General features: G+C 38.7%; 12 protein-coding genes. 5 read left to right on the top strand and 7 right to left on the bottom strand.

Annotation, left to right across the window (positions count from 1 at the left end):
• Positions 1-9: 9 nt before the first annotated feature.
• The 6 genes from ACFSKV_RS02825 to ACFSKV_RS02800 all read right to left on the bottom strand — a co-directional run bounded on the left by ACFSKV_RS02825 (position 10) and on the right by ACFSKV_RS02800 (position 6,025).
• On the bottom strand, positions 10-1,713 hold the full coding sequence (locus tag ACFSKV_RS02825; protein ID WP_380800202.1) for a sodium:solute symporter family protein: 1,704 nt from the start codon (positions 1,711-1,713) through the stop codon (positions 10-12).
• A 19-nt stretch (positions 1,714-1,732) separates the two neighbouring features.
• Positions 1,733-1,996 (bottom strand): DUF4212 domain-containing protein, encoded by a 264-nt coding sequence (locus tag ACFSKV_RS02820; RefSeq protein ID WP_380800201.1) that lies wholly within the window; start codon positions 1,994-1,996, stop codon positions 1,733-1,735.
• A gap of 16 nt (positions 1,997-2,012) precedes the next feature.
• The gene (locus tag ACFSKV_RS02815) at positions 2,013-3,458 is read right to left on the bottom strand and encodes a porin (protein WP_380800200.1); all 1,446 of its coding nucleotides are present in this window, start codon (positions 3,456-3,458) and stop codon (positions 2,013-2,015) included.
• Positions 3,459-3,600: 142 nt separating this feature from the next.
• Positions 3,601-4,023 (bottom strand): IS1/IS1595 family N-terminal zinc-binding domain-containing protein, encoded by a 423-nt coding sequence (locus tag ACFSKV_RS02810; protein WP_380800199.1) that lies wholly within the window; start codon positions 4,021-4,023, stop codon positions 3,601-3,603.
• 134 nt (positions 4,024-4,157) lie between these two features.
• Positions 4,158-4,934, bottom strand: coding sequence for a ZIP family metal transporter (locus ACFSKV_RS02805; RefSeq protein ID WP_380800198.1), 777 nt, complete (start codon positions 4,932-4,934; stop codon positions 4,158-4,160).
• Positions 4,935-4,963: 29 nt separating this feature from the next.
• On the bottom strand, positions 4,964-6,025 hold the full coding sequence (locus ACFSKV_RS02800) for an FAD:protein FMN transferase (protein WP_380800197.1): 1,062 nt from the start codon (positions 6,023-6,025) through the stop codon (positions 4,964-4,966).
• 155 nt (positions 6,026-6,180) lie between these two features.
• Between ACFSKV_RS02800 and ruvB the strand changes: the two genes are divergently transcribed.
• Genes ruvB through ACFSKV_RS02785 form a run of 3 tightly spaced genes read left to right on the top strand, consistent with a single transcriptional unit; the run spans position 6,181 to position 9,389 of the window.
• Positions 6,181-7,215: a Holliday junction branch migration DNA helicase RuvB gene (gene ruvB, locus ACFSKV_RS02795; RefSeq protein WP_380800196.1), complete on the top strand. Its 1,035-nt coding sequence runs from the start codon at positions 6,181-6,183 to the stop codon at positions 7,213-7,215.
• Between the two features lie 23 nt (positions 7,216-7,238).
• Positions 7,239-8,174: a tRNA epoxyqueuosine(34) reductase QueG gene (gene queG / locus ACFSKV_RS02790; protein ID WP_380800195.1), complete on the top strand. Its 936-nt coding sequence runs from the start codon at positions 7,239-7,241 to the stop codon at positions 8,172-8,174.
• Positions 8,175-8,219: 45 nt separating this feature from the next.
• Positions 8,220-9,389, top strand: coding sequence for a hypothetical protein (locus ACFSKV_RS02785; protein WP_380800194.1), 1,170 nt, complete (start codon positions 8,220-8,222; stop codon positions 9,387-9,389).
• A gap of 27 nt (positions 9,390-9,416) precedes the next feature.
• Here ACFSKV_RS02785 and ACFSKV_RS02780 read toward each other — a convergent pair whose 3' ends face one another.
• Positions 9,417-9,608, bottom strand: a complete 192-nt coding sequence (locus tag ACFSKV_RS02780; protein ID WP_380800192.1) for a hypothetical protein — start codon at positions 9,606-9,608, stop codon at positions 9,417-9,419.
• A gap of 117 nt (positions 9,609-9,725) precedes the next feature.
• On the opposite strand from ACFSKV_RS02780, the gene ACFSKV_RS02775 reads away from it, so the two are divergent.
• Complete coding sequence (locus ACFSKV_RS02775; protein WP_380800190.1) at positions 9,726-11,180, top strand: BatD family protein; 1,455 nt, start codon at positions 9,726-9,728, stop codon at positions 11,178-11,180.
• Positions 11,173-12,249, top strand: coding sequence for a chorismate synthase (gene aroC, locus ACFSKV_RS02770; protein WP_380800189.1), 1,077 nt, complete (start codon positions 11,173-11,175; stop codon positions 12,247-12,249). Before ACFSKV_RS02775 ends, aroC begins: the two co-directional genes overlap by 8 nt.
• Positions 12,250-12,265: the final 16 nt, after the last annotated feature.

Genomic DNA, 12,265 nt, shown 5'->3' with positions numbered 1-12,265 from the left:
ACAATCGGATTAATGATCAATTGCTTTGCCTGCACCTCTTGGAATCCTGATTTCTTGAATCAAATCCTGAACATGCTGTGGTGGGGCAGGTGTGAATTTGGATACCAGGAAACAAACCAGGAAGTTAACCAACATGCCAATAGAGCCTATTCCTTCCGGAGATATTCCAAACCACCAATTATCAGATGCAACAGCTCCAGGAGACAATCCAAGCAGGGTTTGTCCAAACTTGAAATAAGTAATATAAGCCAAGGTAAAAAGCAGTCCGGAAATCATTCCTGCAATAGCGCCTTCTTTATTGATCCTACTGGAGAATATTCCCATAATAATTACAGGGAAAAATGAAGCAGCTGCAAGACCAAAAGCGAATGCTACCACTTCTGCCACAAAACCCGGGGGGTTGACCCCAAAATATCCTGCAAGGATAACAGCTCCAGCAGCAGATAACCTGGCTATCAAAAGTTCCTTCTTTTCCGTCATGTCCGGCTTAAAGGTTCTGAACAAATCCCTTGAAACCGATGTCGAAATTACCAACAATAGTCCCGCTGCAGTCGATAATGCCGCTGCCATACCACCTGCCGCCACCAAACCTACAACCCAATTAGGCAGTTTGGCAATTTCTGGGCTTGCCAAAACCATGATATCTTTATCAATAGACAATTCATTGGAGGATGGATTAGGTGTATACTGAACAATCCCATCTCCATTCCTGTCATTGACAGTGATAAGGTTCGTCTTTTGCCAATTACCTACCCAATCCGGCAAATCAGTGACAGGTTGCCCGCCTACAGTATCTATCGCATTGTAAATCCCAAAGGCGGCTACAGCTGGTGCTGTTGTGTATAGGATGGCAATAAATACCAAGGCATAACCCGCAGAGAGCCTGGCATCCTTAACTCTTGGAACAGTAAAAAATCTGACAATGACATGGGGTAATCCCGCTGTTCCCACCATCAATGCCAGGGTGATCGCAAACATATCCACCATACTTTTTCTTCCCGATGTATAGGCTGCAAATCCCAACTCAGATAATACCCCATCTAATTTGTCCAAAAGGTGGGTACCATCTGCAACCGTATCACCCAGACCAAATTGGGGGATAGGGTTTCCAGTCAATTGCATGGAAACAAATATTGCCGGAACCATATAAGCAAAAATCAAGACACAATATTGGGCAACCTGGGTATAGGTAATCCCCTTCATGCCTCCTAAGACGGCATAGAAAAACACAATACACATCCCTATAATAACCCCTGTATTGATATCCACTTCAAGGTACCTGGAGAAGACAATTCCTACCCCTCTCATCTGTCCGGCAACATAAGTAAAGGAGATAAAAAGGGCGCAGACAACAGCCACTACCCTTGCTTTATTGGAATAATACCTGTCCCCAACAAAATCAGGCACGGTGAATTTTCCGAATTTCCGTAAATATGGTGCCAACAGTAAAGCCAGTAAAACATAGCCCCCTGTCCAGCCCATCAAGTAAACAGACCCATCATAACCTGCAAAGGCTATAATCCCTGCCATCGAAATAAATGATGCTGCAGACATCCAGTCTGCTGCAGTTGCCATCCCATTGGCCAATGGAGAAACCCCTCCTCCCGCGGTATAAAACTCTTTGGTCGAACTGGCTCTTGTGTAAAGGGCTATCCCGATATATAAGGCAAATGAGAGACCAACTAATATGTATGTCCAGGTTAATATATCCATTTTGAAATCAGTTTAAAGATTATTCTTCGTTTACATCAAACTCCCTGTCCAGTTGATTCATTCGATACACATAAATGAAAATCAGGATGACAAAGGCATAAATTGATCCTTGTTGGGCAAACCAAAAACCCAATTTAAAACCTCCGATTTTGATGGCATTAAGGGGTTCGACAAGAAGTATCCCAAAGCCAAAGGATACGGTAAACCAAATGAGGAGAAGAAAAAGAAGGGTTCTAAGGTTCTTTTTCCAATAGGCTTTCATTTTTTGCTTGTTTTCAGACATAATTAAAGGGTTATTGTTAAAGGAAGATTTGTGTTTGAATTAGAAATTCCCCAGCAGATCCAATTCTTCTGTAATTTTCAAAGACCGGTCGATTACTGTATTGAAGCGTGATTTTTGCTTGGTGGCCATTGATGTAATAATTCATGCCAAGATCATATTGAAATGAACTATCATCAAAGAATTCGAAGTTTTTATGAGTAAGAGCTCCAAAAGGCTGAATTCTACCATGGTCTCCTAAAAGCGTTTTTGGCAACAGATAACCTGTTTGTGAATAAAAGATTTTGCCTGACCCAATAGTTGGCTGTGCATTTCCTGGTCCGTTCTGGGAAGTGCCCGGTCCAAAACCCACATTCATGATCCCAATATTTCGGATATAATTGGGGCCAAAGTCATAATGGTAGAAAACAGCATATGAAGTCAGTGCAGTACCTTTTACGTGATTTAACGGAATATCCAAAAAGGCATCCAGTCCAAAAAGCGCAATGTTATGATAATTAAGAGTTCCATTTGCGTTTTTAGAAGAAGTGGCATCTGGGTGAAAATGCCATCCCCCTCCAATATTGAAAACTTTTTTGGATCCCAAATATGACCCTACAAAATAGGGCAATTTATTGTTTTCTTCTTCCAGAAACTGATAAGCTATATAGCCCTGTGTCGCCCAATTATCATTTACCACATTAAATGCTTGGGGCCTCTGTCTGATTTCATTAAAGCTACCACCTGAACCAACGGAAAAGGGTTTGTTCAATGCCAACCTGTAATCAATCTTTTTTACCTGTCCTTTGGCATAGATTCCAAACTGTCGGGCAAATTGGTCTGTAACTTCAATTAAGGGCCAGTTAAAAATCGGGGCATCGATGGCCAAAAAGTTAATGGTACTATGACTGGACATTCTTGAAATTCCATTCCAGTAATGTAGACCTGTCCCAACATACAATTCATCCAAGACTTTAAATTCTGTCCAAACATCATGAAAAAACAACTGTGGCTTTTTAGAAGACTGACCGTTTGCTTCACCTATTCCGCTTTCGAGGTCAATATTTACCGGTATAAATCCCGGATTACCAGACATACCCCCTCCTGGTACACCCCCATTTGTAAAAGTCTGGTTATTGATCCCGAAATGGGAAAGTATTAAAAACCTCGGAGACACCTGGGCATAAGCCAATAATCTTGCCCGTCTGATGCCAATACTTGCTGAATGATTACTTGGAAGACCGTCTACTCCCAATGTACCGGGATTATTTTCTGTGGCTTTGATCCATATCTGATTCCAAATCAAAAACCTAATGTATTTGGAGCCATCATCACTTAACTTCAAAGTGAGTGGTTTATAATCATGGTTAATTTCCAGTTCATCTGTGGCCGTAGCAAAAGTACGCAGGGTATCCTGTGCATTTGCCTGAAATATGCAAAACCAACCTAAACAAAGACCACCTAAACAGGTCATGAAGGATTTCATTGAAATATGGGTTTCTTGTTAATGACTTTTGAAGTCGGGCCCGAACAACAATTGAATCCTAAATTGAAAAGATGATTTAAAAAAGAAAAAAAAGAGATATATATGTGTTAATTAAATATAGTAAACAGAATATTATTCTAAATTACCTGTTTTTAAAACGTTCCCATTTTATTATCATAAACTTATCACCTAATTCGGTAATCAACATTCCTGTATCCATAAGATTCTCCTTATGAGCCATATACTTCACCAATTCAGTATGATTGAGCACTTTATATGTTGGTCTATAATCATAATTTTCAGGAGATTTAATCTTGTATTGCTTTACCCAATTCATAACTGATACATGGCTCACACCCAATATTCTTTCGATTTCCCTATATGAAATCCCTTCAATATATAGCTGTAATGCTTTGACCACGTAGTACTTATCAATGGATTTTCCCAGCTTATTGACCGTAAAATGATATCCGCATTTTTTACATTTAAAACGTTGTCTACCTCCTATTACACCGCTTTTAACAACTTTTTGATGCTCGCATTTAGGACAAGTCGGCTTTTCCATAATGTTGATTTTGGGCTTAATATATCAAATTAGCGAAAATATAATATTTTACCAATATATACATTTGGCATTTAGATCCAAAATCAAAAACAAAATTTTATATTGGTTTTTAGGCTCTATGTAATATAAAAATACTAAAGTAACATTTCCAACGAAATTGCTAAACCGAAAGCAAGCATACTTACCAAAACTTTGTTGAGGTAAAACCTATGGTCCGGACTACTTTCAAAAAATATAGTTGTGGATATATGAAGAAACCCTCCGGCAACAATTCCATAGAACATATTTAAAGTTTCTCCTCCCAGGATTTTGCTTTCATATAAATAATTGCTTAACAACATTCCTAAAGGAGAAGCCAATGAAAATATCAGTAAGAGTACAAATATCCATCGTTTCCTCATCATACTCATCAACACGGCAACAAGGGCAAAGGCCTCAGGCCCTTTATGGAGAAGGATTCCAAACAATAAATTACCTCCACTATGGTGGTGATGGTGACTGTGTCCTGAGTGGTCATGGACATGGGCAGTCAATCCAGCTTCATTCCCTAATAAAGTACCCTCTAAAAAGGCATGCAAGAATAAACCAATCATAATTGTCCACACCCCTATGCTGGCTGTATGTTGGTGACCAGGATGATGATGGATATGCCCATGCTCAACCCCTGTGGATAACAAAGCAAGAATCTGTTGGATAAAAAAGCCCAATAATATGTACAAGCCCATCTGGGTTGCATTATGAGATTCAACAAATAATTCAGGCAAAATATGGAGCACGGTTATCGCAAACAGATAAGATCCTGCAAATACCAGCACTAATTTAAAATACCTTTCTTCCCATTTAGGAATAAAATATGCAAGTCCTCCGGCCAACATGGCCGTGATAAAGAGGAGGGTGAAATTTAATATCATTTAATTATTAATTTTTTAACCAGTTACTCCTACTCTTGAACAAATGAAAGAAATGGGATGATCCCTTCACTTGCATAGGATTTTAAATGTCCATTTTCATCATTATAAATTAAAAATATTTCAAAATCAGGGTTTTTCTTTTGCAGTTCAATGGCTTTTTCTGTTCCCATTACCATGATTGCAGTGGCCAGAGCATCTGCCCTCATGCAATCATTGGCAATTACCGTGGCACTTAAAAGCCCATGTCTCACTGGTCTGCCAGTAGCAGGGTCAATGGTATGGGATATTTTCATTCCCCCAGCTTCATAATAATTCCTGTAATTCCCTGAAGTGGCCATGGCCCTATTGCTGAGTGCGATAATGGAATACAATTCATCCGGTTTGGAAATTTCCTCGGGTTTATTTACCCCAACCCGCCACAATTCACCATTCTCATTGGTACCTTTTGCAACCAATTCCCCCCCAATTTCCACTAACATATTATCAATCCCCTTATCTTGAAGGAATCCGGCTACAATGTCCACTCCATAACCCTTTGCAATAGCACTGAAATCCAGGTACATTTTTGGTTTCAGCTTTTTGACTTGAACGCTGTCAAATTCAATGGAATTAAAATCCACCAATGCAAGCATGGTATTGATATTTACACTGTCTTTTAATTGTGGGCCTCCCGGACCAAATCCCCAAAGATTGACCAAAGGACCCACTGTTGGATCAAAGGCCCCCTGCGTTAGCATATGAACTTCTTTACTTGACTTCAATACTGGCAACAAAAAAGGCAATTCAAATTGTAGTGAATCACTTTGATTAAAACGGCTCAGTTCTGAATCAGCAATGTAGGTCGATAGCGATTGATTAAAGACCATTAACAACGAATCCACTGATTCCTGAAAGTCCCGGTTAAGGTCATCCAGATAAACTATCCTATAGGTGGTCCCCATAGTATTACCTGATAAAACCAATTTATTGGTAAAGTCTTGTTTAATTTCCTGAATATTTTGCTTTTGGTTTTGCCGGTACAGGTACACAATAGCCACCATCAGCAAGAGCACAATGGAATAAATAATGTTTTTATTGGCATTACTTCGCATAGAACCTTCTATTTTGGCGAAAGTTACGGCTATTTATCCAATTATTCTTCCAATTCTGAATTAAAACGCAACAAAATTGCAAAATAGACCTGGAGGAATTTATCTGTTTTGCCATGGTCTAAATTCCTATATTTGTAAATGCCGATCTGACAATTATGAGAGAAGATTATTTAAGTGGAGAAAAGGATAAATTGAATTCCTCTGATAAAGAAATTGAAAGGGCATTAAGGCCCCTGAATTTTGATGATTTTACAGGACAATTTAAAATCGTAGAAAACCTTAAAATCTTTGTGCTAGCAGCAAAAAGAAGAAATGAACCTTTGGACCATGTTCTATTACATGGACCTCCCGGATTAGGAAAAACCACACTAAGCCATATCATTGCCAATGAGCTGGAAGCAGGAATTAAAATAACTTCCGGGCCTGTATTGGATAAACCTTCTGACCTGGCCGGTTTGTTGACAAACCTGGAAGAGGGAGATGTGCTATTCATTGATGAAATTCACAGATTAAATCCGGTGGTCGAGGAATATCTTTATTCAGCCATGGAAGATTTTAGGATAGATATCATGTTGGACTCCGGTCCTAATGCCCGCTCAGTTCAAATTTCCCTGAATCCTTTTACATTGATTGGTGCAACCACAAGGTCAGGTTTATTGACCTCGCCCTTAAGAGCTAGATTTGGGATCAATTCCAGGCTAGAATATTACGACGCCAAATTGCTCACCGATATTGTCGGCAGATCTGCGGGGATATTGCAGACCCCCATAGATGAAGTCGCTGCCTATGAAATTGCCAGAAGAAGCAGGGGGACACCAAGAATTGCCAATATGCTTTTAAGGAGAACAAGGGATTTTGCAGAAATCAAAGGCACTGGTAAAATAACCTTAGATATTGCAAAAATTGCCCTCAATTCACTTGATGTAGATGAAAATGGATTGGATGAAATGGACAACCGCATCTTGATGACAATTATTGAAAAATATAAGGGTGGGCCAGTTGGATTAAGCACTATTGCCACCGCATGTGGGGAAGAAGCTGAAACGATAGAGGAAGTATACGAACCTTTTTTAATCCAGGAAGGATATCTCAAAAGGACAGCAAGGGGCCGAATGGCGACAGATCTTGCTTATAAACATCTGAAAATAAAACCTAATCTTAAGGGTGAAACAGGGAACCTATTCGGCTAGGTTTTTCCCATCCCTGAATAAATATGTCGAAAACCCCCATAAAATATGCTCAGATCATCAAAACTGAGGCAAAAAAACTCGGATTTGATTTCTGCGGTATAGCCAAAGCGGAATTTCTTGAAGAAGAAGCCCCCAAACTTGAGGCATGGCTCAACAAACATTTCCATGGACAGATGTCCTATATGTCCAACCATTTTGACAAGAGATTAGATCCCACAAAATTGGTGGAAGGAGCTAAATCAGTAATTAGTTTAATTTATAATTATTACCCCCCAAAAAAGCTATCCGAAAAACCTGAGGATTTTAAAATCGCAAAATATGCTTATGGCCAAGATTATCATTTTGTTATAAAAGATAAACTGAAAACATTACTATTATTACTTCAGGAGCAAATCGGGGATTTTGAAGGCAGGGCCTTTGTAGACTCTGCCCCTATCATGGAAAGACAATGGGCCAGAAAATCAGGTTTGGGATGGCTGGGCAAAAATAGTCTATTATTAAACAGACAGATGGGAAGTTTTTTCTTTTTGGCAGAATTGATAGTTGATCTGGAAGTAGCCCCTGATCCTCCAATTGTTAAAGATTATTGTGGAACATGCACCCGATGCATTGAAGCATGTCCTACTGATGCCATAATTCAGCCAGGTGTAGTGGACGGATCAAAATGCATTTCTTATTTTACAATTGAACTCAAAGAACAAATTCCTACAGAAGTAAAGGGTAAATTTGAAAATTGGATTTTTGGCTGCGACATCTGTCAGGACGTCTGTCCCTGGAACCGATTTTCAAAAGCGCATCAGGAACCTGCATTCCATCCTCATCCTGACCTTGAAGAAATGAACAAAAAAGATTGGGAAGAAATTACAGAGGAAACATTCAATAAGGTATTTAAAAAATCCGCCATCAAAAGGACCAAATTATCCGGTCTAAAAAGGAACATATTTTTCCAGAGTCAATAGTTCCAATTAATTTTTTATTAATTTTAATTTAAACCCAGCAAAATTATGAGTCTTTTAATGGTCACTTCAAAACAGGATGAAGCAGATTTCCTAAAGGTCCATCTAAACATTAACCAGTCTAATCCCAACTGGATCAGGCCCTTGGACCAGGATGTGCTGGCAGTTTTTGATCCGAAAAAAAATAAATTTTTAAAACAGGGAGAAATTGTCAGATGGGTGTTGAAAGACACAGAGCAAAAACCCATTGGAAGGATCGCTGCCTTTGTGAATAGGAAATACAAAAACAAAGGAGATAAATTTCCAGTAGGGGGAATTGGATTTTTTGACTGTATTGATGATCAAATTTCTGCTAACACCTTGTTTGACACAGCCAAAGAATGGCTTTCGGAAAAAGGCATGGAGGCCATGGACGGACCGATAAATTTTGGAGACCGGGATAAATGGTGGGGACTATTGGTAGAGGGGTTTCACCAGCCCATATATAATATGAATTACAATCCTCCTTACTACCAAAAGCTTTTCGAAACATACGGGTTTGAACCTTTCTATAATCAGATTTGCTTTTACCTTGAAGTGGCATCAGAATCTAAACAGCTTGATCCCAAATTTTATATCAGTCACGAGAAGTATTCCCAACTCCCTGAATTTAAGGTCAGTCATTTAAGAAAAAATGACCTTACAAAATTTGCGAATGACTTCAGTACTGTTTACAATAAAGCATGGGCGACCCATGATGGGAACAAAGAGATAGCTCCGGCACATGCTTTGAAATTATTCAATTCGATAAAGCCCGTCATGGATGAGAAACTGATCTGGTTTACCTATTATAAAGACGAACCTATTGCCATGTGGGTCAATTTACCGGATATCAACCAAATCATTAAGAATTTTAACGGTAAGCTTGGCCTTTGGGAAAAATTGAAATTTTTCTTCCTGAAGACTTTTGGGAAAAACAGCAATTTCGTAGGCTTAGTATTTGGAATTGTCCCTGAATTCCAAGGAAAAGGGATTGATTATTTCATGATTGTCGAAGCAGAAAAAGTAATTAAAAAATCCACAGCTTATAAGACATTAGAGCTCTTTTGGCAAGGGGATTTTAATCCAAAAATTTTAAATATTTCAAAAAACCTTGGAGGAAAACAAAGTAGAAGATTAATAACCTACAGGTATTTATTTGACAGATCCAGAAAATTTGAAAGGCATCCTATCCTATAAAAAAAGCTCCTTTCGGAGCTTTTTTCTTTATCCTGCAAAACTTACAAAGTATTTATTTAGGACAGGTTCATAACTGTTTGAAAATTTCCGGTAACACCAATCTTTGAATTCCTGAATCTCTGATGGCAATAAAAGATTGAGGGCCTTCCTTAACTCTTTCTCGAAGAGCCTTCTGTCAAAACTGACCTTCATCAGCACGGTTTTAACGTATTCTAACATATCTCAAAGAATTTATGGGTTAAACAAAACAACAATACCTGTTCATACGATACAAAGAAAGGTTTGTTGCGTTTAAAATATAAAGTTAATTTGCGGGCATTAAGCAAGAACACCAACATGAATAAAACGAAAATCACTTTCTTATTTGTATATTTTATTCTGGGATTTTTTTCATTAAGTGCATCTGCTCAAGATGTGGTCATTGAGTTAGGGCCTGACGAGATTGGATTGAACGAAACGTTTAGCATTAAAGTGACTTTATCCAACGACAAAATAAAGTCATATGATGAATTTCCTGATATTCTCGGCTTCCAAAAGCAAGGCATTTCCCAATCTACATCCATGAATATCATCAATGGACAGGTAAGTAGTACAAACAGTATCATTCAATATTATAAACCTTCAAGAAAAGGGGATTTTAACCTTGGGGAATTTTCTGTCAAAATCAACGGAACCATGTATTCCTCTCCCGGTAAAAAAATCAGTGTCATTGACTCACGCCCTACTCAAAGGCAATCCAATATTTATGATCCCTTTGATGACTTATTTGGCAGTAGGGACCGACAGGAACCGGAATTTATCGAGGTGGAAGATGATGCTTTTTTTGCCTCTTCCATAGATAAGGATGAAGTTTTTGTAGGAGAAGGTTTTAACGTGAGTTTGGCTTTTTTCATGTCTGAAACGAATCAGGCTCCTTTTCAGTTTTATGAACCTGGAAGACAATTGGATGAAATCCTTAAAAAAATGAAACCGAGTAATGCTTGGGAAGAGAATTTCAATATTACCAATATCCAACCCGAGCGTGTGACCATCAACGGGAAAAACTGGATCAAATACAAGGTTTATGAAGCTACATTTTTCCCTTTTTCTGAAGGGGAAATCACCATCCCATCAATTTCCTGGGAAATGATAAAATATAGGGTCGCAAAAAATCCGACTTTTTTTGGTAGCAACCGCCTGGAGGATTTTAAAACTTTCTATTCTTCAGAGAAAAAACTCAAAGTTAAACCACTTCCGCAGCACCCCCTTAGGAATGAAGTCAGTGTTGGGGTATTTCAATTGAGAGAAAACATTACCTCTTTTGAAGCAAAGACCGGCGAAGGGTTTTCCTATAATTTCGGAATCACAGGTGAAGGAAATATCAATGCTGTCTCAGCACCAAGGACCAAACAGATCCATAAACTCAATACATTTGACCCAAATGTCCGACAACAGATCAACAAGGGCATAGGTAAAATCCGTGGAATAAAAGAATTTAATTATTACCTGACCATTAATGAACCGGGTCAAGTAAAGCTAACAGATCACTTTGAATGGATATATTTTAATCCGGTATTGGCAAAATATGATACTTTAAGGCCTTCGGCTATCATTAATGTAACCGGAGAATCCAAGGTCAATCAGGCTATTTCAAACCAGCGTTTGGGAGGAATTTATGATTTAATAGAGGTTGAAAGTAATAAACTTTCATACCAGAGATATAAATATTATTTTTCAATCTTTATCAACTTACTATTGGTCGGCTCTGTGATTTTATTGGCCGTCCTTATTATGAAAAAAGACAATGGGTAATTCATTTGGAAAGATATTCAGAATAAGCACTTTTGGTGAATCTCACGGCCTTGGTTTGGGCGTGGTCATTGAGGGCTGTCCAGCAGGCCTCCCTATTGATGAGGATTTTATTAGGACTGAAATGCAAAGGCGGAAACCTGGCCAGTCCAAAATAACCACCCAAAGAAAAGAAGAAGATGAATTCCAGATTCTTTCCGGAGTGTTTGAAGGAAAAAGTACTGGAACACCCATTGGTTTGGTTATCATGAATACCGACCAAAAAAGTAAAGATTATGGTCATATAGCCGATAAATTCAGACCTTCACATGCGGATTACACCTATTTTGAAAAATATGGTATCAGGGATTACAGAGGGGGAGGAAGAAGCAGCGCAAGGGAAACTGCAGCAAGAGTAGCTGCAGGAGCAATTGCAAAATTATTTCTAAGACATTTTGGAATCTCTGTGCAGGCATATGTCTCTCAGGTTGGAGAACTGAAATTGGAAAAATCCTATTTGGATTTAAATCTGGAAAATACGGAAAATAATATTGTACGCTGCCCGGATAAGGACATGGCCGAAAAAATGATCCAGCTTATTGAAGAGGTGAGAAAAAGCAGGGATACAATAGGGGGAGTTGTAAGTTGTGTGGCTAAAGGAGTTCCTCCTGGTTTGGGAGAACCTGTATTTGACAGGCTTCATGCAGAATTAGGAAAGGCCATGCTCAGTATCAATGCAGTCAAAGGATTTGAATATGGAAGTGGTTTTGAAGGTGTAAAAATGAAGGGGTCGGTACATAATGATGCCTTTTATCAGGAAAAGGGAAGGATCAGGACCAAAACCAACTTTTCTGGAGGGATTCAGGGAGGGATTTCCAATGGTGAAGATATTTATTTCAATATTGCCTTTAAGCCGGTAGCCACAATCATGCAGGATCAGGATTCAATTAATGAAGCCGGAGAAACTGTAACCGTTTCAGGAAAAGGAAGGCACGACCCTTGTGTGGTTCCAAGAGCAGTTCCTATTGTAGAAGCTATGGCCGCCCTGGTTTTGGCAGATTATTTATTGATCAGTAGGACGAATAAGTTATAAGAACAAAAACAGTCGA

The organism is Shivajiella indica, from assembly GCF_042683085.1.
Lineage (GTDB): Bacteria > Bacteroidota > Bacteroidia > Cytophagales > Cyclobacteriaceae > Shivajiella > Shivajiella indica.
This window is presented reverse-complemented; position numbering and strand designations above follow the sequence as displayed.